This window comes from Algoriphagus jejuensis (assembly GCF_039523455.1).
GTDB classification, from domain to species: Bacteria; Bacteroidota; Bacteroidia; order Cytophagales; family Cyclobacteriaceae; genus Algoriphagus; species Algoriphagus jejuensis.
The window spans coordinates 1-23,943 of the sequence record NZ_BAAAFI010000046.1; the positions used below are offsets into that span (position 1 = coordinate 1).

Here is a 23,943-nt window from a genome sequence, read left to right on the forward strand (position 1 = left end):
ATTCCCTTAGTTGGCCTAGGCCAACTAAGGGAATGGGTTGATACAAAGTTTAAACCCTAGACACAGTTTAATGAACTATCCCCTTGGTTTTCAATGCCAAAGTTCTTCGAGCTTTGGCAAAAACCTCCAAGTGAATTCTACTTGCTATTTTCAGAAAAAGACTCTGTTGTACTCATGTAAAAATCTTTGCCGACCCGACGGATATGATCTTTGATGTTTTCATTTTTGATATCATCCCAAGCCTGAAGATCCACCAATAATGGAAAATCGCTGGAATTGATGTCCATCAAGATATGACCCAAAGTCTTGCGATCAATCGAATCTAGGATAACCAAATCCAAATCGCTTCGGTCGCCATAGGTGCCTTTCGCTCTAGAGCCATAGACCTTGACCTGCTTTACCATCGGGTAATTTTTAAAAATGTGCGAAAGGATATCAATTCCTTTTTGGTTAATCCCAAAGTCCTGGTTCATGACATTCTTTCTAAGCTTTTGCTCAAATTCACCAATAGTTGGATGTACTGGTTGGTGTAGGCGTGCTTTCTACGACTATCCAAATAAACACTTTCCCAAAACTTTCTTGGGCTGATTTTTCTCTCTGTCCTTTTTTCTTGATAAAAAAGAACGAAAAAATCAAGATTTGCCAAAGCTCCTGCCGCACAAGGCCGAACGCGGCTCGCTGGCAAATCAGCCCACTGCTCCTATCCGAATTATAGTTGGGTGTACGCCGGCGAAGTTCCAACTTACTATACCTATTTGACGGTCTGCAGTGGGCAAAATTCCTGCATCCTCGGTATTGTCTGATCTTGAATTATCAGGACACGCAATGATAGAAGCTTTTTAGGTTTTTTTCTTCTAAAAAAAATCCTTCGAGGTTTGAAAACCTCAAAGGATCTCAGAATGGCATCTTGCTACTAGCGTCTTCACTTACGAAATCGTCGATCCGCTGGCGGTGCCTTCGTGTGGCACCAAGAGCTTCAGCTTTCCGTCTTTGTCCTCGGCCATCAGGATCATACCTTCGGAGTCGATGCCCATCATCTTGCGGGGTGCAAGGTTGATCAGCATGGTGACCTGCTTGCCGACGAGAAATTCCGGCTCAAAGTGCTCTGCGACACCGCTCAGCACGGTGCGATGACCGAGACCGATATCCACTTTCAGCTTGAGCAGCTTCTTGGATTTTGGCATCTTCTCGGCTTCGAGTATCGTCACGACCCGCATATCAAGCTTCGCAAAGTCATCGTAGGTGATCAGCTCCTTCATCGGAGCCACGGGTGCATTGGCAGCTTCGTTCATCTTCTTGGCATCTAATAGTTTTTGGACTTGTTTTTCGACGGTTTCGTCTTCGATCTTCTCGAAGAGTAAGCCCATCTCTCCCAGGGAGCGATTGGCCTTGATCAATTCGCCATTGCCGGCTTCCTCCCATTTGCCCGCTTCGATATCGAAGAGGTCAAACAGCTTTTTGGCGGTATGGGGAAGGAAGGGTTCAGACACAATGGCCAGGTTTGCAGCGATATTCAAGGCGATATTGAGGATGGTCTTGGTGCGGGCTTCGTTGGTTTTGATCTCTTTCCAAGGCTCGGTGTCTGCTAGGTATTTATTTCCCAAGCGGGCCAAATCCATCACCAAACCCAATGCTTCTCGGAATCTGTAGCGCTCGATGGAGGCGGAGATTTTTGCAGGAAATTCTGCCAAAGCAGCCAAAACCTCCTGATCATAGCCTTTCAGTTCTCCCCTTTCGGGTACGGTTCCTTGGAAAAATTTCTGCGTCAGCACCACGGCACGATTTACAAAGTTGCCGTAGATCGCCACCAGTTCGGAGTTGTTTCTGGTTTGGTAATCTTTCCAGGTGAAGTCATTGTCCTTGGTCTCCGGCGCATTGGCGGTCAAGACATAGCGAAGTACGTCCTGCTTACCGGGGAACTCTTCCAGATACTCATGCAGCCACACCGCCCAGTTGCGGGAAGTGGAGATCTTGTCGCCCTCGAGATTCAGAAATTCGTTGGCGGGCACGTTGTCCGGCAGGACGTATCCTCCGTGGGTCTTCAGGATCGCCGGGAAGATGATGCAGTGGAAGACGATATTGTCCTTGCCGATGAAGTGTACGAGCTTGGTGTCTTCGTCCTTCCAGTAAGGCTCCCAATCGACGCCTTTTTCGGCAGCCCATTCTTTCGTAGAAGAGATGTAGCCGATAGGTGCGTCAAACCAGACGTAGAGCACTTTTCCCTCGCCCCCTTCGACGGGCACAGGAATGCCCCAGTCCAGGTCGCGTGTCATGGATCGGGCTTGGAGTCCGTCTCCAGCTTCCAGCCAAGAGCGGCACTGGCCCAAGACGTTGTTCTTCCAATCCTCCGCATGTTCTTCGAGAATCCACTTTTTCAGATAAGTCTGGTAGCGCGCCAGATCAAGAAACCAATGCTTGGTTTCTTTCAGCACCGGGGTTCTGCCGCTGAGCTTGGACTTGGGATTGATCAGGTCGGTCGGGCTGAGGGAGGTGCCGCATTTTTCGCACTGATCTCCATAGGCATTTTCATTGCCACACTTGGGACAGGTGCCCTCGATATATCTGTCGGCCAAAAATTGGTTGGCCTCCTCGTCGTAGTATTGCTCGGTTGTTTGCTCCAGAAACTCGCCTTTTTTATACAAATCCCTGAAGAAATCCTGTGCGGTTTCGTGGTGGATCTTGGCGGAAGTACGGGAGTAGTGGTCAAAGCTGATCCCGAAAGCATCAAAACTTCCCTTCATCATCTCGTGGTAGTGGTCTACGACTTGCTGGGGAGTTTTGCCTTCTTTTCCGGCCTTGATCGTGATGGCCACGCCATGCTCGTCGGAGCCACAGATGTAGGCCACGTCCTTTCCTTGGGAGCGCAGGTAGCGCACGTAGATATCGGACGGCACATAGCATCCCGCCAGGTGACCAATATGCAGTGGGCCATTGGCATAGGGAAGGGCCGAGGTGACCGTGTATCTTTTAAAATTCTTGTTGCTCATTGATTGCTTCTATTTCTTAAGCTGCAAATCCATCCGGATTATGCAGGATTTGCGGTGCTTTTAATTACTTCTTGTACAAACTCATTTTTGGAAAGCAAGTAGCTTCCTCGGTCATTCTTGAATTTTGCGGCTGATTCGACTTTCAGCTTTTCGTAGGCTTTGGCCAGTTTTCCATCCCTTCGCAATACATCCCGAAAAGCCAATTGGTTCACGGTAAAATTGTCGCTGGAACACATATGAATATGGAAAATCTGCGACTTCGTCCCGTCCAGATGGTATCCTTTGCCAAAAGACATGTAGGCCTCGATATCGTCCCGTTTTGGCACCAAGAAGTAGGTAAAACCAATCTCTGCCAAAGCGGCGATCAGGTCCTCGCTGAACATATATTCTATGGGCATCACGATCAACATGTCGATGTAGGGCTTGGCCTTGATTCCCGGGATTGAGGTACTGCCCACGTGCTCGATCCGTTCGGGTGAAAAGCCGGAGATCTTGGATAGAATGAGTTCCTTTTCCTTTTGGAAAATCCTCTTCCACTCCGGATTGTGCTCCTCTAGATGGATCGGAAAGAGCCGGTTCCAGTCTTCTTTTTTAAGCTCGTACAGCGGATTGCCCATCTTTCTTTTTCTTCAAAAACAGAGGCCAAAGATAGGGAAAACCCACAAAGGCCTGGCTAGGCATTTTGAAATTCGTTGCGGGCCTCCTCGGTCAGAATGCCGCTGTAGATGATGGTGATGGCCTGCTCAAAGGCATCGGAAGGCGGCATCTTGGCCCCTTTCTGTATCGCCTCCGGAAACTGCTCGACAAACTTCGGATCCCAAATCGCCTGGATGGCAGCGGCGTAAAGCATGACCACGAGGCTGACATTGATGCGGGGATTGACCAAGCCCAGCTTCGTGCCCTCCTCGATCAGTTTTGCAAATCGCATGTGAGCAGACTCGTTGATGTAGGCCTTCAGCTCCTGCCATACTTCGGGCGCATGCTCTCGGAGATCTTCAAAAAGTTCCGGATTGATCGGTGCGAGGTAGGTGGCCACCACGCTGAGAAAAGAGCGCAGCTTCAGCGGAAAGGCCAGATAGCGGTTGTCCACGATACCTTCCACCTTGGCCCTCATCCGCGTACAGAGCAGGTCAAAAGCCGCAGAAAGCAACTCGAGCTTCCCCGGAAAGTACTTGTAAAGCGTCTTTTTGCTCATTCCTGTCTCCTGGGCAATGTCATCCATGGTGGTATGGCGGTAGCCTTTTTCCAGAAAAAGCCCATAGGCCACATCAAGAATCTTACCTTCTGGACTGTTTTTTTTGCTCATCGTTGCGTGGGGATTGGGAGGCAAAGATAGGGCGGTGAGTTTAGAATTAGGGATTAGAGTTCCGGAATCGAAAGACCGGAAGGAATGAAAAACCTGCCCACTGTGCGGATTAAAAAATTGGGTGGTCAAAAAATCTTTGCGACTTGGCGGCTTTGCGAGAAAAAGTTTCTCGCAGAGACACCAAGTTGCAGAGTTTCTATCCTAGATTTTTGCGATTTCCAAAAGATCAATTCAAGTGCATCGCATGATCGGCTGGAAGGTCGCCTCCTGACCAGATTTTTTTCGCAGTCCAATCCGCATCCGGGCTGGTCCAGAAGGGATCATCAGCCGGAAGTCCCAGCGGAAGGAAGATGGCAGAGCAGAGGTACAGACTGCCGGTGTTTATGTAGTAATCCGCGAGATTTGGTTGATGGCCCGCCAAACCCAGATTGAGCCAGCCACTTTCTGTAAAGGTATTTGGAGCATCGAGGGTACGGCCGATCACAGCTGTCAGCGCCCCACGAACCTGCGCCGGCGTCAGACTTTCCGGTAGTCGATTCAACAAAGCCATATTTGCCAAGTGCTGAAAAGCTGCACCACGGTAAATAATCGATCGCCCGATGACCGGAAAGCTTCCGTCGGTATTGATCGTCCTTTCTTGGATCTCTGCATATCGGGCGGTGATCTTGACCAGATCCTTTTCGATCCAGTTGTAAGCCTTGTCTTTTTCCTTCACCACATCGAAGATATCGACCAGAAAGGGCTGGATTACATAGCTGTTGTAGTAGTCCATATTGAAGCTGTTGCCGTCGGAAAACATCCCGTCACCGGTGTACCATTGCCGACCAAAGGTCTTGAATCCGTAGTCCAGACGAACGCGGTCATATTCGTAACCATACTTGCAGAAAAACGCCTCCACCATGCCGGTGAAGAGCAGCCAGTTGGAATAAGAGGGGATAGTCTTGCGAGAGATGAGCAGCGCAACGACCACTTGCTGTTGTACTTTGGGAGAAAGATTTTCCCAGATCCATGGGCTTCGGATCAGTCCTTGGGCAAAGAACGAAGCATCCACGAGGGGCTGGAATCCTTCCCAAACCATGTAGTCTTTGCTCTCGGGATTGACGGCATTTTCCACTGCCTTCAGCGTCCAAGCGCGGTACTGGGCCCTCATCTTTTGCTCTCGTTCCGACCCCCCCTCGCCGTTGAGCCAAGGGGCGATGCCGCAGAGCGTACGACCAAAGGCCTCCAGATACGCCACGCGGGTGCGGGTTTCTGTATTGTCAATCTTGGGTGCCAAAGCGATAGGCATGTTTGCCTTGAGCTGATCCTCCGCCAAGTTGGAGATCACCGGTCGGGCCACCCGATCCAGGTAGTCCAGCCAGAGTTCGCGGGTGGAAGATTTGGACTGTGCCGAAAGCGGCGCGTACTGGAGGCAGAAAAGAAGCGTAAGGGAAAAAATAACCAAACGCACGGAAACTATTGATTTAATCATTTCGACTTAATGTTCAAGGTTTTGGCGAAAATCACACATGTAGTGCAATTGACCTAATTATTTTCCAAAAAAACCTCACCTAGATCCGCACATTCCCATACCTGCCTTTTCATATCCAGGTTCTAATCTTACAATTTTTGAATTTTCAAATCTTCCAATCCCCCAATCCTTGTAATTTTAACCTTTCACTTTTCGCCCAAATCCATGACGCAGACAGAAGCCGCCGCCCGTATCGCCCAACTTTCCGAACTGATCAACCGCTACAACCATCTCTACTATCAGGAGAGCAAAAGCGAAATCTCCGACTTGGAGTTTGATCAGCTGCTCGAGGAACTGATTCGGCTGGAGACGGAGTTTCCCGACCTGCTCGATCCCGACAGTCCCAGCCAGCGCGTCGGCGGCACGATCACCAAGGAGTTTCAAACCGTCGCCCATGAGTCGCGGATGCTTTCTCTGGGTAACACCTACTCCAAGGAAGAGTTGGTCGCCTTTGATGAGCGGGTGGCAAAGGGACTCGGACATGCGGACTATGAGTATTTCTGCGAGATGAAGTTTGACGGAGTAGCGATCAGCTTGGTCTATGAAAATGGGCAGCTCACACGTGCTGTCACCCGTGGCGACGGCACCCGAGGGGACGATGTCACCGCCAACGTACGCACCATCCGCAATATTCCGCTACGGATCACCGGCCCATTTGTGCCGGAAAAGTTCGAAGTACGCGGGGAGATCTTCTTGCCTTTGAAAGAATTTCTAAAGATCAACGCCGAGCGGGAGGAAAAAGGCGAAGCCTTGCTGGCCAATCCCCGGAATGCCGCTTCTGGCACGCTCAAGATGCAGGACAGCTCAGTGGTCGCCAAGCGTCGACTGAACTGCTATTTTTATCAATTGCTCGGCGATACGATCGGTGTCAGCAAACACGACGAAGCTATCCACCTGCTCGAAACTTGGGGGTTCAATGTGTCTCCGACGTATCTGAAAGCAGGCAAACTGGAAGAGGTTCTAACCTATATAGAGGAATGGCGGGAGAAGCGCTTCTCTCTCCCCCTCGATACAGACGGGATTGTCTTGAAAGTCAACGATTATGATCAGCGCGAGGAGCTCGGATTTACCGCAAAGACTCCCCGCTGGGCGATTGCCTATAAGTACAAGGCTGAAAGTGCCGAAACCCAGCTCTTGTCCATCACCTATCAGGTGGGCCGAACCGGCGCGATCACACCTGTGGCCAATCTTTCGCCGGTCAGCCTCGCCGGGACCACGGTCAAGCGGGCCTCTCTGCACAATGCCAACGAGATCGAGCGACTTGACACCCATGAGCTGGATTTTGTCTTTGTGGAAAAGGGCGGCGAGATCATTCCCAAGATCACCGCTGTCAATCCGGCCAGAAGAGAGCCACACTCCGCTCCCATCCAATACATTGAGAATTGCCCGGAATGTGGTACAGCCCTGATCCGCAGGGAAGGCGAAGCCAAGCACTATTGCCCCAATGCGGCGACTTGTCCGCCCCAGGTGCTGGGACGGATAGAGCATTTTGTGAGTAAAAGGGCGATGGATATCGACTCCCTCGGTACCGAGCGGATCCGTGCCTTGATTGATCAGGGTTTTATTCAAAGCTATGCTGACATCTACGCGCTCGAAAACCGCCAGAGCGAGCTCCTCGGACTGGAGATGAGCCAGGATCAGTACGAGCGGGAGACCTCCGGCATCCTGTACATTACCTTGCAAAAGGCGCTTTTTGCGCTGACGGAAGGGATTTCTTCCAAACAGATCCAAGATTTTCTGGAAGAAAAAGCCGAGCTGCCACTTATGGAAACCCTCAAAGCTTTTCAGGAGCAAATCCGGCTTTGGAAGAAAAAGGTACCCGTCAACACCGGTAACGTGGAGCGTCTGATCCATCAGCTCAAAGATCATCCCGAGTTGCCAAAGATGGAAGACTTTCTTCCAGTGGCGTTGGTCTTGGAGCTGTTTCTGGGCAGAAGAGTCGAGTTTGAGCAAATCCTGGAGGCAAGCAAAAGGCATGGAACTGTACACATGATTTTGCTGGAGTTGGGCCTCGATCTGCCCGACGAGCTAAGCGAACGCATCAAAAAACTGAAGTCCAACACCTTCCAAGAAGGCGTCATTTCCAACATGATTGCCGGGATCAACGCGTCCAAAGCCCAGCCTTTCGAGAAAATCCTTTTCGCCATTGGCATCCGGAATATCGGCGAAAACACCGCCCAACTCCTTGCCAGGCACTTTGGCAACATCGATAAGCTCCGCGAAGCCAGTTCCGAGCAACTCCTGGAGATCAACGGCGTCGGCGAAACCCTGGTGCACAGCATCGGGGAGTTTTTTGCCCAAGCTGAAAACCTGGACCACATCGCCAAACTGCGGGCCCAGGGACTCAACTTCGAAATCGAACAAAAGGAATTCGCACAGCTCGGCAACGCACTGGCAGGCAAAAGAATCTTGGCCTCGGGCAAGCTCCAGAACTTCAAGCGGGACGAGATCGTGGACTTCGTCCAAGCGCATGGAGGTCAGTACATTTCTTCGGTATCGAAAAATCTCGACTTCATTATCGAAGGCGAGGATATGGGACCGAGCAAGAAGGAGAAAGCTGTAAAACTCGGTGTTCCCCTAATCTCGGAGGAGGAGTTTATGGGGATGGTGAAATAAAAAAAATAGGCATCAGACAATTGGCTACTGCCGTTGTTTGACACCTATTCAATCCACTGCCCGAACCCGAGGTATTAACTCGCCAGAAACAGGCTTGCTATACCAAGAACAGCATCCTTGCTCAAAGGCTCATCCCAACCCTCAGACACGGCTGCGGCATCGATTCCTGTGGCAGTTGACACATTCACGCCGGCATGAGTGAGATTTTCTTCCCCGGCATAGATCGCAGCCGTTGCCGCTGGCAGTGAGCCGATCGACCCGTTGGTAATCCAGCCTTTGACGGTGTCTTGTCCTTTTTTGGTGCGAAGTCGACGAACCATCGAGGCATGCCGCGCTTCCACCGAATGAATGGACAAGGCCGCAGTCAACACCACATCACTCTCCTTCACATTTGCGGCCTGTCCTTTATATGCTCTCACTCCCGTATCCTCAAAAGCCTGAGAAAGCGCCAAAAAGGTCGGGTAATCGGTAAACGGCATGAAGTTTCCGCCTGCGGTAAAGTCAAAGCCTGGCTCCGCAACCGCGGTACCTTTCAGTACGTTTCCGATCACTTCCTGCAAAAACTTCACGTGAGCCAATTCGTGATCTCTGATTTTCTGAAAAATCACCCGGTCTGCCGCATCAATGACTCCTGAATCCAAGCCCATTTGGTAGTAGCGATACTCCAGATGTTCCAATGTCAGCGCATAGTTCAATACTCCGATCAAGCTGGCGGTATCCGCCTTGGCCACCTGTGGCATTGCATTCAATACGCCTAGCGGAACTGCCGCCATCGCTACTTTCTTACTGAAATCCCCAAATTGCCTAAAGGCATCTCGCCGGGAATAAAAACGGTCTTTGTCCTCAGCACTTTTCGTGTCAGGACACATGCTATCTAATAATTTGATCAAGTTCATGTCTGTGTGATTTAAAGTGTGGAATTAGCTGGTTGGTAGGGAGCTGAAGTCAATTTCAGTCTTTACGTAAGTCTTGGCAGCAGTCAGCACCTGAGTATAGGTGAGGGTGCGCTCCAGTCCGTTGGCATCGATGATGTCATCGCCTGCAAAATCCGCCGAACCCGGATTGATAAGATCACGAATAGCAGCCGCATGTCTTGCCTCAACGGAAACTATCTTTCCCGCGATCAAGAGCAGATCAGCACTCTCCAAAAACTGTCCCGCACCATTGTAAGCAGCTACGCCCAAATCCTCGAAAGTCTTAGCGGCTGCCAAAACGGAGTTTCTGTTACCAAAATCGATACTGCTAAAGTCGACTTCCAGTCCCTTGATCGCATTGGTACCCAGGGCCGCTTTGAAAAATTCGCGGTGTGCTCTTTCGTGCTTTTCCAGATCGCCCATGATGGTTTTTTCCTCTGCTGAGGCGTTGGCGAAATAGCTTCCTTTCATCACTTCGGCGTAAAAAGCCGCTTCCAGCTGCTCCAGGGCATATGCATAATTTAAAATCCCCGTATCTCCCGAACCGAGATTGACTTTCCCATCCATCGGTGGCACCATATCATCTTCATCGTTACAGCCCATCAGTAGCAAGCCTGCTCCGGCGACTGTCATCGTTCCTACTCTGAGAAACTGACGTCGGTTTGCATTGGTCACCAAACCTTGCGGCTTGATCAATTCCTTTTTCATGTTGTTGTGATTTAGGTTAATAATTCGGTTTTAGTTTTCCTTGAAAAAAAGTCCAATCCGAAATCAGACTATTCGCCGTTGGATCTGGAAGGAATTACGAAGCGGGAAACGAACTTGGATTGAGCCAATAATTTATTTTCCCAACATTTCTTTGAGAAGAGATCAGGAGCAAATGATATCTTATTGTATTTTAGATACTTATAGGATTTTTATAGTCTGGAAAAAAGCAGCTGAATTCGAAGCACTTTATTCTTCTTATCTCTCTTTCATTTGAAAAATCGATGCTTAATGCTTTATTTTTAACCAGGCGAATCATTTTTAAATCAATAAACCCAGCACGATGAGCAACTCCAAAAAAGAGCTATCCCGGGAAGAACTTCTCGATATTTTAAAACTGCGTTTTGAGAAAAATACGAAACGCCATGAAGGGCTTGATTGGAATACCGTTCAGGCAAAGCTCGAAGCGAATCCCAAAAAACTCGAATCCCTGCACAAGATGGAAGTCACCGGTGGCGAACCCGATGTAGTACTGCTATCTGACGGCAAACCGGACGAACTCATCTTTATTGATTGCTCGGCCGAAAGCCCGGCAGGACGCAGAAGTTGCTGTTTCGATCTGGAAGCCTGGGAATCCAGAAAGGAACACAAGCCAAAAACAAGCGCCCAGGCAATGGCAGCCGAAATGGGGATTGAAATTCTATCGGAGGCCCAATACCGGGAGCTACAACAAGTCGGGAAATTTGACACCAAAACCTCCAGCTGGATTGAAACGCCTGCTGCCATCCGAAAACTCGGAGGAGCGCTTTTCTGTGATCGTCGCTACGAGCATATCTTCGTGTACCACAACGGCGCAGAGTCCTATTATGCAGCTCGAGGATTTCGGGGACTACTCAAGGTCTGAATTCCTTAACTTTCTGATCTCTCAATTAATCATTCCCAAAACCACACAACCATATGGACCGCGATTCTCTTTGGAAAGAAGAAATAGAAAAACTCAGATCCATTATTGTAAAAACTGAACTGGAAGAAAGCATTAAATGGGGTATACCAGTTTACACGCATAAAGGCAAAAATGTGGTCAGTGCCGTGGGTTTCAAAAATTACTTCAGCCTTTGGTTTTACAACGGCGTGTTTCTTTCCGACCCTTATCAGAAACTCGTCAATGCGCAGGAAGGCGTAACCAAAGCACTCAGACACTGGCGGTTTGAATCTGCTGACGAAATCGACGAGGAAAAGATCTTGGAATATATTCATGAAGCCATTCGCAACGAAGTCGCAGGCAAAGTCTGGAAGCCTCAGAAATCCGGACAACTCGAGATCCCTGAATTCTTTCAGCATAGATTGGACGCCGACAAAAATCTTCAGGAAGCATTCGACTCGCTCACTCCATTCAAACAAAAGAAATTTGTCGAACACTTGACAACCGCCAAGCGGGAGGCTACGCAGCTCTCCCGAATGGAGAAAATCATCCCCATGATTTTGGAAGGAGTCGGACTGAATGACAAGTATCGGTGAGCGTTTTTTCACACCGCTAAGCTTCACTCCTTTCAAATACGTTTTTTGGCCCCATTGCTAACTTCCTCCTCTCATGAGACTACAAGCTTTAACTTTCTTTTTGCTTTTTTCTTTTGCAATTCATGCTCAAACACCCACGCGTGCGCAATTGGAATCGATGACCGAAGCCCAATGGCAGCCTGCACTCAGCCTGCTCACGGAGATCGTTTCCATGCCCAACGATGCCGTTTTTCCTGAGCAGATCGAGGTCAATATCCAATGGTGCGAGGACATTTTTGAAGATAGAGGTTGGAGCGTCGAGCGATTGGAGACGGCAGGTATTCCACTCCTTTTGGTAGAAAAAACCCAAGCCGCAGCCACTAAAACCGCACTATTCTATTTTCATGTAGATGGCCAAGCAGTTGATATCAGCAAATGGGATCAACCGGACGCTTATGTTCCGGTGTTGAAAGCCCAGAATGAGTCAGGCAATTGGGAGCCTATCGCGATCGAAAAACTCCAATCAGAATACGATCCGGAATGGAGGATTTTCGCAAGATCAAGTTCGGATGACAAGGGGCCGCTTGCCATGTTTATCTCTGGATGGGATGCATTGGCCGAAGCGGGATTGGCGCCGGATTATAGCATCAAAATCATCTTGGACTTTGAGGAAGAACAGGGTTCGCCGAGACTTCCAGCTGCAGTAGTCGAATACAAAGAGAAACTCAAGGCCGACCTGATGCTCATCATGGATGGCCCACGCCACACAAGCAACGAACCTACCCTGAGTTATGGCGCCCGCGGAATCGCTGATATGACGCTCACAACCTACGGCCCGAAAGTCCCCCAGCACAGCGGCCACTACGGAAACTATTCCCCCAATCCAGCCCTCCTGCTATCTCAGTTGCTGGCATCTATGAAGGACGCAGACGGTCGGATAGTAATTCCGGGGTATTATGATGACATCACCTTCACGGATGCCGAGCGGGAGATTTTCTCCAAAGTACCCGACAATGAACCTGCTGTACAAAAAAGGCTGGGAATCGGGCGGACAGACAAAGTCGGAGAAACCTATCAGGAAAGCATTAACTATCCGTCTTTGAATATCCGGGGGTTGAATTCGGGATATACGGGTACTCAGGCGACGACGATCATCCCCGCCACTGCGGTAGCAGAATTAGATATTCGTTTGGTACCGGAATCGGATCCAAATCGCCTGTTCGAATTGATTGAAGATCACATCAATGCACAGGGATTTCATATTGTCAGCGAGGATCCAACGGACGAAGAGCGGATGAATTACCCTAAACTAGTCAAAATGGAAAAGTCGGTTTCCTATCAGGCATTTCGCACGCCGATGGACTCAGACGCTGGAGCATGGCTGAGAAAAGCAATGAACCGGGCTTTTGGGAAAGATCCGGTGCAGATTCGGATCTCGGGAGGGTCTATACCAATCTCTCCTTTTGTAGATGCATTGGGAATTCCTGCGATTACAATCCCCACGGTGAATGCGGACAATAACCAGCATAGTCCAAACGAAAATCTGAGACTGGGAAATTACAAAGAAGGAATTCAGGCGATTATGAGTGTATTGACACAGCCGATGTATTGATTTGGGTAGTTCGACTCATCTCAGCTACTTCTCCGAAGCGGTGTTTTGCGGCAAACAAAATGGATGAGCCGGTACCCATTCCGACGATGGAACGCATGGCTTTTTCAGGCTCAATATCCAAAAATTTTAATTGAGATCCCGGTACATGGTAGATGTTCCCGTTCATTGGGTTGGGCGCTGTTGGGACAAAAACGGTATATATTTCCCCAGCAATCGTTTCAGTTACGAAGCCCGTCAGCAGTACACCTGTGTTGAATGCATCCACCAGAACGACTTGGCTAAACGGCATTTTTTTGAGGCCGGTGAATTGCGCAATGATTTCTTGGACAGTAGAATACAGCGGGATTTGAAGCAAATACTTGGATTCGAAATTTTTAAAATATCGCTTTCTGCTCGTATTTCTCAAAATCAGACCAATGATGAAGATGAATCCAAGCAATATGATCAGTGCCAGAATATTTATCAAGAAAGTGCTTTTTTCTGCGTTTGGGGCTAAGATCGAGCTGATTGGCGAAACGAGATTAAATACAAATTTGAATATCAGAGAGAGTAAAAACAGGATGATGACCGTGGGTAAAATCAATATAGCCCCATGCAAAAATGTTCTAAAAATGAATGACTTCGTCGAGGATTTATCCCTTCGGATTTCCTGCTCTTTTTGAGGTGGTAGGTGATTTTCCATTTTAAGAGTGAATTGAGGTGAGCTTGCCGATGAAGGAGATTTTCGCTCCTTCGGAAGTATCGATTCCCGAATGCTTCCTCTACCTAAGTATCAAAAATGTGCCAGCGTTGACTCTTCTCACTTAAGTCATTTTCTTTTTCTCAGCCGCTTTCAATTTGCAACGCCCCTGCCTATCCTTCTTTTTCCTCTCCCGAAAACAAAATCAACCGTAAAGTCCCGTAATCATATTTTCCATTGAAATGCTCGTAATACAGCTTGAGTGAGTCGAATTTTCCAGCCATCGGCTGTATCTCCCGGATCGCTTGATCGGACACCAACTGCTCAAGCTTCAGCATGCCAGCTTTCACTCCAGATCCCAGATGCCCCATAATCGTAGACAGCGCAAACTCCCGCTCGGTGGCGATTTCCTGTGGACTTTTTCCTGAGAGAAAAAGCTCAATGCTCAACAAATTCGAGCTCCCTTTCTTTTCTTTTGTTTTTTTTGTCTTATTCTCAGTCGATTTTTTTCGACCGGTTTTGGTACTGCTTTTAGATTTTTCAGGGAGCGTCTCCCGGATTTTTGCCAGAATGGATTGACGCTTCTGGCCGATCTCCTGGCTGAGGTCTTGCATCTTGCCGGTGATTTCTCCTTTGGTAATAGCCTGAATCAGCCGTCCTGACCTGGCAATGCTTAGAGATTTTCTAAGCAACTCCAATTCCAGCTCTTCCAAGCCGTTTTGGTAGGTTTTGATTCGTGAAAAGTCCATGACCTTGACTTCATGAAGCATCAACTTTTCCAGGATTCCCTCCAAAAATTTGAGATAGTAGCCCGCCCCTTTCTCGATTCGCTCCTGCAGCTTTTCTCCCTCATTCTGCTGAAGCAAAACGAGAAGCTGATTGCGGAATTTTCGCGTATTCTCGCGCTCTGACTGCAGCGATCGAAGGATCGCCGGGAGGTCTTCCCGGAGGTTTTCATCCTCAAACTCCAGGCTACTTTCCTGTTTTTTGTCAAATTGAACCATAGACTGGAGGATGCTCTCAAACTCAAACGTATCCTGAACCAGTCGGCTGAGGTAGCTAGCTTGGTTCTGAGTCAGGAGCTCAGTCAACTCCTTTTGGAGGCCAGTTCCCTGGGTGAAATCGACGACTTTGGGATCTGAATAGATCACCTCGGTCTGGACGCGAGTTCTCAGGATGAGCCCGTCGAGACTCCGCAGCCTGCTGAGCGCGACGTACACCTGCCCCGGAGCAAAGGCCTGACCCACATCGATGATCGCCCGATCAAAGGTCAGCCCCTGGCTTTTGTGAACGGTGACGGCCCAGGCCAGCTTGATGGGATACTGAGAAAAAGTCCCGACGACTTCCTCCTCCAGTTCCTTGGTATCGGGATGGAGTCGGTATTTTTTGTTTTCCCAGACCTCCTGCCTCAAGACATATTCCGTATTGGAGTCGTCTAAGTCGACCGTGATTTCCTCAGGTGTAAGACTCTTAACGGTGGCCAATTTACCGTTAAAATAGGAAGCATTTCCGGAGGAGTCATTTTTGATAAACATGACACGGGCTCCGACCTTCAATTCAATAGATTGTGGAAGTGGAAAGAGTGTCTCCGGAAAATCGCGATCGAGTACTGCTTCGTAAAAGAAAGAAGGAGAATCCAGCACCCGCAACTCCCGGAGGTTGAGTTCGTCCGCCTTGTAGTTGTGCGTTGTGAGGGTGATAGCCGGTGGTAAATCCCGGATTTCTTCCACGGTTTTGAAGTGTTGATTGAGTACGCGCACGTCCTCTGGAGTGGCTCGGTTGTCACGCAGGTTGTTGAGGATTCGGATGAATACATCATCCTGCTGACGAAAGATCTTATCCAATTCGAGATAGACCATACCGGAGTTCTGAAGGGCTTTTGCTTCAAAAAAATGCATGGACTTATAAAATCGGCTGAGCACCGCCCATTCCTGATCCTTCACCACTGGTGGCAACTGATACAGGTCCCCAATTAACAACACCTGAATCCCACCAAACGGCACATTGTAGTTTCGCTTCACGCTCCGCATGCGGTAGTCTATGGCATCCAAAATATCCGCACGCAGCATACTCACCTCATCGATCACCAGCAGGTCGATGGATTTCAGGACATTTCTCCGTACTTGATTCAGGGGATGTTTGCGCGCCATGGTCTGCTGGGTGAAAAAACCATACTGATCCGAGTAGTGCCCCTCGGCTTCCCGAGTGGGTAGAAACGAGCCGAAAGGCAGTAAAAACTGAGAATGTATCGTCACGCCGCGGGCATTGAGGGCAGCGATTCCCGTCGGAGCAACGATGACAAAATCCTTGTGTGTCAGCCGAGCGAGATCCCTCAAAAAAGTGGTTTTGCCTGTTCCTGCTTTTCCAGTCAAAAAAACCGGCGCACCGGTATTGTTCACGAACTTGGCCGCCAGCTCAAGTCGGTCAGTGGATTGATTTTCCATTCAACTAAATTACTGTCTTTTCGCTTAACCCCAATCCTGCGATAGCGAACCGTGGCGAATTTTTTAGGCAAATCTCCAATTGAGGGCCATGGGAGCGCACTGAGTAACTCCAGTGTAAGAAAGAATTACGCCGTGTTTTGCCGAGCATTGTTGGGATCTGTCCGTGGAGAAATCCTGCCACTTTGAACCGATAGTGGATTTTAACACAAACCCATTTTTATTCTGTTTTCGGCGCTCATTTTTTGATTTTGTTCGAAATTGCACAGTCATCTTCAGTTTTCATGAAAGATAATTTTTTAATAAACTACGGAAACTTTGAATCGACATATAGTTTCCATAGTTTTGTCGCCAGTTTCAAAAATGGGGTGCGGTGACGAAGACAAGAATACTAGAGATTGCAACGGAGCAATTTTCCCGATATGGGGTGAGAGCCGTGACAATGGAGGATATCGCCCGGCAGGGAGGGATTTCCAAAAAGACGATTTATCAGGAGTTTGCCGATAAAAAGGACCTGGTCAAAGAGACCATCGAACTGATCTTGGAGGCAGATCGCAAAAAACTCAATGAGATCCTCGAATCAGAGGATGGGGTCATCGAGCACTTGGTGAACATGTCCAAGACGGTGCGTGAAAGGCTTCAAAATATGAATCCGGTGGTGGTCTTTGAGGTACAAAAATATTTTCCGGAAGCCTGGAAAATTTTTGAAGATTTCAAAGTGGAGGTGATCATGGAAGACCTGGTCTCCGTCATCGAAAAGGGGAAAAAACTCGGGTATTTCAGACCTGAGATCGATTCCCAAATCCTCGCCAAAGCACGAATCAATCAGATATCTTCGATGTTTGAGCCGGAGAATTCCTCTAAGTCAAGCCTCAATCTAGCAGATGAACAGACGGTGCTGCTGGACCATTTTCTGCACGGGATTTTTACAGAAGAAGGCCGCTCGGCCTATACCACATTAAAAGCAATTGACGAATAAAAACTAACCAACTTATGAAGAAGAGCCTTTATACGCTTTTGTTATTTTTTCTGGCATTTTCTGCTGTCCAGGCTCAGGAGGTTGCGCAGCTGACGCTGAACGAATCCATCCTGTATGCGATCGAAAATAACTACGTGACCAAAAACGCCCGTTTGGAGACCCTGATCTCCAAGGCGACGGTCAAGGAGACTACCGCTATCGGTTTGCCTCAGATCAACGGTTCATTCAACTTGGACTATAATCCTATGATCCCAGTGGTATTCCTGCCCAATGAGCCGCCATTTGGCGACCCAAGCAATCCGGCGGACGTGATCCCGGCACGATTCGGGGTGAACTATTCCTCTGCTCTTGGCATGACCGTATCGCAGATGATCTTTGACGGCTCGTTTTTTATTGGCTTGCGTGCCGCAAAAACATTGACTCAACTGACCGATTTCGATCTGGTAAAAGCTGAAAATGATGTCGTCGAAAATGTCAAGAAAGCCTACTTCGGCGTACTGGTCAATCAGGAGAGAATACGACTTGCGGAGTCCAACCTCGCCCGGATTGACTCCTTGCTGCAGGAAACCAAAGCACTAAACGAAGCGGGATTTGCGGAGAAAATCGACGTTTCCAGGATTCAGGTGCAACGCAACAATACGTACTCCCAAGTAGAACGTAGCCGCACGGCTTGGGAAATCAGCAAGGAACTTCTCAAAATTCAGATGGGCATGCCGCTCACGATGGATATCCTCATCACTGAAACTCTTCAAGATCTGAATCCCCGCGAAGATCTCCTCCAGCTATTGGCTGACGAGGGCGAACACAGGGTTGAACTTGACCAGTTGAATACGCAGATCGAGTTGCAGCAATATGACTTGAAATACAACACCTCGCAGTACATGCCAACGATTGACTTTAATGGTTACATGAGAAGAAGCGGTGCAGGGAGTGAACTGACCACTGTCTTTGACAAAGTAAACTGGTTTTCAAGCTCCCTTCTAGGCGTGACGATGAACATTCCGATTTTTGATGGGTTGAGTAAAAGTGCCCGAATTCAAAAGAATCGCTACACCATCAATCAATTGGAGAATCAGCGATTTTTCCTGAACGACAGTTTCCAAAATGAAATCTTCTCAGCAAAAGCATCGCTAAAAAATGACTTGAATATCCTGGATGTACAGAAGGAAAACTTAGAGCTGGCCCAGGAAGTCTTTGACATCGCCAAGATCAAGTACCAAGAAGGTGTAGGCTCCAACCTGGAGGTGATCGATGCAGATGGCGCGCTGACCGAAGCCGAGATTAACTACCTGGCAGCACTATACGATGGCTTGATTTCAAAAGTAAATCTCGAAAAAGCCCTTGGTATCCTCCAAGTAGGTCTGGAAAATTAAACCAACTATTCTTTACTACTCAAAAAATATTTCGACAGATATGAAACCTATCCTTAAATTTTTACCAATGGTGTTGCTGACCGCCCTTACGATCTCTTGTGCGCAGGAGGAGGGCGTAGAAGCAATGAAATCAAAGCTTGCTGAGCTCAAAGATCAGGCGGCTGAGTTGGGTACTGAGATCAAAACGCTCGAATCAGAGATAGCGAAGCAGGACCCTGATTTTGCCAAAACTGGAAAAAAGTCGATTCTGATCACCACAGCTCCGGCTAAGCAAGGCACGTTCACCCACTTCGTAGAAGTGACTGGATCCGTGCTTTCGAAGAAAAATGTAAACATCAGCGCGGAGACTGCCGGTCGAATCCTAGAGATACCGGCCGTAGAGGGTATGCGTGTGACTGCGGGGCAGATCTTAGCGAGAATCGATTCGGAATCGATCGAGCGAAATATCGAGGAAGTGGAGAGTTCTCTAGAATTGGCCAAGGTCATCTACCAAAAACAGGAAAGACTTTGGAGCCAAAAGATTGGAACTGAAATTCAGTATCTGGAAGCTAAAAACAGGAAAGAAGGACTGGAGAAAAGTCTTGCAACCATGAGAACCCAGATGGATAAGGCCTTGGTCAAGGCGCCATTTGACGGAACCGTGGAGAGTGTGGATGTGAGAGTAGGAGAATTGGTGCAGCCCGGAGTTCCGATGTTTCAGTTTATCGGAGGCAGTGATCTGTATATCCAGGCGGACGTATCGGAGAGTTTTGTCGGTGTGCTACACAAAGGGGATTCGGTTGAGGTAGAGTTTCCATCTATCAATAAACGCATGAAGACCAAAGTATCTTCAATCGGAGGGGTGATCAACCCAAACAACCGGACTTTCAAAGTCGAAGTTTATCTCCCAAATAATCTCGAGCTTAAGCCAAACATGATTTCTATCCTGAAGATCAAGGATTATCAAAACAACGAAAGCGTAATAGTGCCTGCGCACCTGATTCTAGCCGATACCAAAGGAGATTATGTGTTCATCGTGGAAAACGGCACAGCCAAGAAAAAATACGTGACACGTGGCTTGACTTACGGTGACGAAACTGAGATCAAGGAAGGCCTGTCCGGTACAGAAACGATCGTGGACAAAGGATTCCGGGAAGTAGGAGATAATTTCAGTGTAACTGTTGCCCAACTTTAATCATGGCAGATACTTCTAAACCAACCTTTATTAGAGAGTTTGGGCTGTCCAGCTTTAGTGTGGACAACTCTACGTCAGTAGTCATTTTGACCCTGATCATCACCGTGCTAGGTCTGAGTGCCTACCGGACGATGCCCAAGGAGAGTTTCCCTGAGATCGTCATCCCGACCGTATATGTAGGAACAGCCTATCCGGGTAACTCGCCCGTGGATATGGAAAACCTGATCACTAGACCTATCGAAAAGGAACTGAAATCGCTCAACAATATAAAGAGCATCAAGTCCACTTCGGTGCAGGATTTCTCTTCGGTAGTCATCGAGTTTTCTCCCGGAGTGGAGATTTCCAAAGCGATCCAAGATGTCAAAGACGCGGTGGACAAGTCCAAGAGTGAATTGCCTACTGACTTGGATCAGGATCCCAATGTGCAGGAAGTCAATACTTCCGATTTCCCGATCATGAACGTGAACATCTCTGGACCGTACTCCGAGCAGGAGCTGAAGAAATTCGGTGAATACCTGGAAGATGCCATCGAGAAGCTACCGGAAATTTCCAAAGCTGACCTAGCCGGCACCGTGGAGCGGGAGATTCAGATCAATGCAGACCCCTACAAGATGGAATCTGTCGGTGTGAGCTTTGGAGATATCTCTGGAGCCATCCAGTCCGAAAACCTCACCATGTCGGGAGGTAGCATCAAGAGTGGTGATTTCGAAAGGACCCTTCGCATCGATGGAGAGTTTGAAAATCCCGCAGATCTGCTGGATATTATTGTGAAGACTGACCAGCAAAAGATCGTTTACCTTCGTGACGTTGCGGAAGTGAAGGATACCTTCAAGGATAGAACTTCCTATGCCCGAGACAAAAACCTTCCCGTTGTCACTATCAATGTGACGAAGCGAAGTGGAGAAAATCTCCTGGACGCGGCTGACAAAATCAAAGTGATCATAGAAACGACGAAAGCCAATCGCTTTCCGGAGGATCTCGAAATCACCATCACCAACGATCAGAGCAAGCAGACCCGGATTCAGGTCAGCGATCTGGAAAACTCCATCATCTTTGGGATCATCTTGGTGGTCTTGGTTTTGATGTTTTTCATGGGCTTCCGCAATGCGCTTTTTGTGGGATCGGCAATTCCGCTGTCCATGTTTATTTCCTTCCTGATTTTGAATGCTTTCGGGATCACGCTCAACCTGATGGTGTTATTCTCCCTGATCCTCGCTTTGGGGATGCTGGTGGACAACGGGATCGTGGTGGTAGAGAATATCTACCGGCTCATGCAGGAAGGCAAGCCTTCCCACCAAGCTGCCAAAGAAGGTGTGGGAGAGGTAGCTTGGCCAATCATTACTTCTACAGCGACAACACTGGCGGCCTTTCTTCCACTTGCGTTTTGGGACGATCTGGTTGGAGAGTTTATGAAATTCCTTCCCATCACACTGATTATCGTACTGTCTTCCTCCCTTATGGTCGCCCTGGTGATCAACCCGGTGATGACTTCGATGTTTATGAAGTTGGATTCCGGAGGGAAAAATAAGCCCAAGCGGAAATCTATTATCACTGCCGGAATTTTTCTGGTTTTGTCCACGATTTTCTATCTGATCGGCTGGACGTCTTTTGGTTCGCTGGCCTTGGTGGCATCATTGCTTACCCTGTTCAATGTGTTCCTTTTAAGAGGTGCCATCCATTGGTTCCAAGAGGTGTTTTTGGTCAAGCTTGAAAATGCCTACGAGGCTACACTCGGCTATGCTTTGCAGGGGAAAAAGCCATATTTGTTCTTTGGAGGAATGTTCGGGCTGTTGATTTTCTCATTGGTTTTGCTGGGAATCACGGCGCCAAAGGTTCTGTTTTTTCCTGACAATCAGCCTCAGTTGATCAACGTGTTTGTGGAGTTTCCGATTGGAACCGACATCAACGCTACCAATGCCTTTGTTGATAAAATGGAGGATGAGATGATGGTAGCTTTGGAACCCTACCAAGGAGTTTTGGAGTCGGTGATCACTCAGGTAGGTGAAGGAACCGGCGATCCGATGGAAGGGCCAAGCCAGCAGGCCACTCCAAACAAGGCGAAGATTACCATTGGTTTTGTTGATTACATCGATCGCCAAGGGATCAACACCAATGGGGCGATGGAAGTGATTCGCGATTTGGTCGAGAAATATCCGGGGGTTTTGATCACCGTGGATAAGCAGCGAAATGGCCCCCCTGTGGGCAAGGAAGTCAATATCGAGTTTGTCGGTGAAGACTACGAGCAGCTGATTGCTTTTGTCAACGAAACCAAGGAATATCTGGAGTCGAACAATATCCCAGGAATGGAGGAATTGAAAACTGATCTTTCTTTGGGAAATCCTGAGGTCGTAGTCGCTATTGACCGTGAAAAAGCCAGACGATTTGGTCTTTCCACCTCAACTATCGCCACGGAGTTGAGAACTTCGCTTTTTGGACTGGAAGTCTCCAAATACAAGGAAGGGGAAGACGACTATCCGATCCAATTGCGTCTCTCCGAAGATTATCGCTACGATATCAATACGCTGGTCAACAAAAAAATCGGCTTTCGGGATAAGTTTGGCGACAAGCGCGAAGTTCCGATCTCAGCCGTGGCGGACATCCAATATGGATCAACCTATGGATCGGTGAAAAGAAAAGATCTGGAGAAGGCTATTTCGATGTTTTCAAACGTACTCGATGGCTACAATGCTACCGAGATCAACGCTCAGATTCACGAGTTGATGGAAAGTTACTCCATCCCTGACGGCATTACCGTGAAGTACACCGGAGCGCAGGAAGAGCAGGCTAAATCGATGGAATTTTTGGTCAGCGCGCTGATGATTGCCGTGTCCATGATCTTTTTGATCATCGTCGCCCAGTTCAATTCCGTGATCAGTCCTTTCATCATCATGACGTCGGTGTTGTTTAGCACGATTGGTGTGTTCCTCGGCCTGGTGATCTTCAATATGGACTTCGTCGTTATCATGACCGGGATCGGAATCATCTCCCTCGCCGGAGTCGTGGTGAACAACGCAATCGTATTGATTGACTACACTGATCTGGTCAGAACGAGAAAAAGACTGGAAAAAGGCATTAAACCCGGAGAATATCTGGATGCGGATGATCTGTTGGCTAGCATCATTGAGGCAGGAAAGACCCGTCTCCGTCCCGTGTTGCTTACAGCGATCACCACAGTATTGGGATTGATTCCGTTGGCTATCGGGATGAACATCAATTTTGCCACGTTATTGAGTGATTTTGACCCACAATTTTACGTCGGAGGAGACAATGCAGCATTCTGGGGGCCTATGGCCTGGACAGTAATATTTGGGCTAACCTTTGCCACAGTCATTACGTTAGTGATCGTACCGGTCATGTATTACTTGTCTGACAGACTCATGATGAGACTTCGCAAGATTAGAGCATGATTGATTTAAGGTTGGTGGTTTTTTTTGACAAAACCCCCGGGACATTGTTCCGGGGGTTTTTTATTGCATTCAGCTGAGTTTCCAGCTCGGTTTTTGTATTTTTGCCCTCCCAAAACATGCAATGATGGAGGAATTGAAATGGTTTGTCATGTACACCACATCCCGTTCGGAAAAGAAAGTTGCTGATAGGCTACGCGAAAGAGGCTGGGAAGTGTTTTTGCCCATGATCGAGGAGCTTCGACAATGGTCTGATCGGAAAAAGAAAGTCCAAAAAGCTTTGTTTAATGGGTACGTTTTCGTCAAGACCAGTAGAAACCAACTATGGGAATGCCTCCAAGTGCCCGGAGCAGTGAAATTTGTGCATTTCGCCGGCCAACATGCGACAATCCGCGAAGAAGAAATCGAAATTATTCAACGGGTAATTGCCACCGGAGTAGCGGTTGAAACTGACGGTAGTGTAATCGAACCGGGCGAAAAAGTCAAAGTAGTCGGCGGCCCGCTTCAAAACATGACTGGAGAAGTCATCGAACAAGGGAACAAAGACTATTTCTTGATCCGCGTACCGGGCATATATCAAAATATGCTGATCTCTATTCCACGAAAATTTCTTCAGGTGACGGAAGACCCCCAGCCCAACTGATCCTATGTTGATCAAGTTTTCCAGACTGACTTTGAGGTATTCTGGTGGATCGTTCGATCTTCCTCCAAATTAATTTTTTGAGGTCTATTCTAGGGAATTCTTG

The 23,943-nt window shown here is 48.3% G+C and carries 18 protein-coding genes; 9 read left to right on the forward strand and 9 right to left on the reverse strand.

The genetic code is table 11. The features are described from left to right. Window positions 1-137: 137 nt before the first annotated feature. The 5 genes from ABD031_RS18465 to ABD031_RS18485 form a co-directional block, all read right to left on the reverse strand. Window positions 138-473, reverse strand: coding sequence for a nucleotidyltransferase family protein (locus ABD031_RS18465; protein WP_343854115.1), 336 nt, complete (start codon window positions 471-473; stop codon window positions 138-140). A gap of 453 nt (window positions 474-926) precedes the next feature. Then, window positions 927-2,987 (reverse strand): methionine--tRNA ligase, encoded by a 2,061-nt coding sequence (gene metG, locus ABD031_RS18470; protein ID WP_343854117.1) that lies wholly within the window; start codon window positions 2,985-2,987, stop codon window positions 927-929. Window positions 2,988-3,025: 38 nt separating this feature from the next. After that, on the reverse strand, window positions 3,026-3,604 hold the full coding sequence (locus ABD031_RS18475; protein ID WP_343854118.1) for a GrpB family protein: 579 nt from the start codon (window positions 3,602-3,604) through the stop codon (window positions 3,026-3,028). Between the two features lie 56 nt (window positions 3,605-3,660). After that, window positions 3,661-4,293 carry a TetR/AcrR family transcriptional regulator gene (locus tag ABD031_RS18480; RefSeq protein ID WP_343854119.1) on the reverse strand — a complete coding sequence of 211 codons (633 nt, stop codon included), beginning with the start codon at window positions 4,291-4,293 and terminating at the stop codon, window positions 3,661-3,663. 226 nt (window positions 4,294-4,519) lie between these two features. Beyond that, a complete protein-coding gene (locus tag ABD031_RS18485) occupies window positions 4,520-5,764 on the reverse strand; it encodes a DUF2264 domain-containing protein (protein WP_343854121.1) in 1,245 nt (414 codons plus the stop codon). A 204-nt stretch (window positions 5,765-5,968) separates the two neighbouring features. Between ABD031_RS18485 and ligA the strand changes: the two genes are divergently transcribed. Then, window positions 5,969-8,419, forward strand: a complete 2,451-nt coding sequence (gene ligA, locus ABD031_RS18490) for an NAD-dependent DNA ligase LigA (RefSeq protein ID WP_343854123.1) — start codon at window positions 5,969-5,971, stop codon at window positions 8,417-8,419. Between the two features lie 74 nt (window positions 8,420-8,493). On the opposite strand, the gene ABD031_RS18495 is transcribed toward ligA, so the two are convergent. Together ABD031_RS18495 and ABD031_RS18500 are read right to left on the reverse strand one after the other, a co-directional pair. Beyond that, complete coding sequence (locus ABD031_RS18495) at window positions 8,494-9,315, reverse strand: ferritin-like domain-containing protein (RefSeq protein ID WP_343854124.1); 822 nt, start codon at window positions 9,313-9,315, stop codon at window positions 8,494-8,496. Between the two features lie 24 nt (window positions 9,316-9,339). Then, window positions 9,340-10,041, reverse strand: coding sequence for a ferritin-like domain-containing protein (locus ABD031_RS18500; RefSeq protein WP_343854125.1), 702 nt, complete (start codon window positions 10,039-10,041; stop codon window positions 9,340-9,342). Between the two features lie 340 nt (window positions 10,042-10,381). Here ABD031_RS18500 and ABD031_RS18505 point away from each other — a divergent pair, with 340 nt between their 5' ends. The 3 genes from ABD031_RS18505 to ABD031_RS18515 all read left to right on the forward strand — a co-directional run bounded on the left by ABD031_RS18505 (window position 10,382) and on the right by ABD031_RS18515 (window position 13,147). After that, complete coding sequence (locus ABD031_RS18505; protein ID WP_343854127.1) at window positions 10,382-10,942, forward strand: DUF4256 domain-containing protein; 561 nt, start codon at window positions 10,382-10,384, stop codon at window positions 10,940-10,942. 53 nt (window positions 10,943-10,995) lie between these two features. Next, window positions 10,996-11,556, forward strand: a complete 561-nt coding sequence (locus ABD031_RS18510; protein WP_343854129.1) for a YdeI/OmpD-associated family protein — start codon at window positions 10,996-10,998, stop codon at window positions 11,554-11,556. A 73-nt stretch (window positions 11,557-11,629) separates the two neighbouring features. Beyond that, window positions 11,630-13,147, forward strand: a complete 1,518-nt coding sequence (locus ABD031_RS18515; RefSeq protein ID WP_343854130.1) for a M20/M25/M40 family metallo-hydrolase — start codon at window positions 11,630-11,632, stop codon at window positions 13,145-13,147. Here ABD031_RS18515 and ABD031_RS18520 read toward each other — a convergent pair. Next, window positions 13,116-13,829 carry a DUF502 domain-containing protein gene (locus tag ABD031_RS18520; protein ID WP_343854132.1) on the reverse strand — a complete coding sequence of 238 codons (714 nt, stop codon included), beginning with the start codon at window positions 13,827-13,829 and terminating at the stop codon, window positions 13,116-13,118. The two genes, ABD031_RS18515 and ABD031_RS18520, sit on opposite strands and share 32 nt — an antisense overlap. Before the next feature lie 170 nt (window positions 13,830-13,999). Next, a complete protein-coding gene (locus tag ABD031_RS18525; protein WP_343854134.1) occupies window positions 14,000-16,270 on the reverse strand; it encodes a helix-turn-helix domain-containing protein in 2,271 nt (756 codons plus the stop codon). 370 nt (window positions 16,271-16,640) lie between these two features. On the opposite strand from ABD031_RS18525, the gene ABD031_RS18530 reads away from it, so the two are divergent. From ABD031_RS18530 to ABD031_RS18550, 5 genes are all read left to right on the forward strand, one after another. Then, a complete protein-coding gene (locus tag ABD031_RS18530) occupies window positions 16,641-17,246 on the forward strand; it encodes a TetR/AcrR family transcriptional regulator (RefSeq protein ID WP_343854135.1) in 606 nt (201 codons plus the stop codon). A 14-nt stretch (window positions 17,247-17,260) separates the two neighbouring features. Continuing rightward, window positions 17,261-18,619: a TolC family protein gene (locus ABD031_RS18535; RefSeq protein WP_343854137.1), complete on the forward strand. Its 1,359-nt coding sequence runs from the start codon at window positions 17,261-17,263 to the stop codon at window positions 18,617-18,619. 40 nt (window positions 18,620-18,659) lie between these two features. Further along, complete coding sequence (locus ABD031_RS18540; protein ID WP_343854139.1) at window positions 18,660-19,793, forward strand: efflux RND transporter periplasmic adaptor subunit; 1,134 nt, start codon at window positions 18,660-18,662, stop codon at window positions 19,791-19,793. Between the two features lie 2 nt (window positions 19,794-19,795). Beyond that, on the forward strand, window positions 19,796-23,200 hold the full coding sequence (locus tag ABD031_RS18545; protein ID WP_343854140.1) for an efflux RND transporter permease subunit: 3,405 nt from the start codon (window positions 19,796-19,798) through the stop codon (window positions 23,198-23,200). A gap of 124 nt (window positions 23,201-23,324) precedes the next feature. Continuing rightward, complete coding sequence (locus ABD031_RS18550) at window positions 23,325-23,840, forward strand: UpxY family transcription antiterminator (RefSeq protein WP_343854142.1); 516 nt, start codon at window positions 23,325-23,327, stop codon at window positions 23,838-23,840. Window positions 23,841-23,943: the final 103 nt, after the last annotated feature.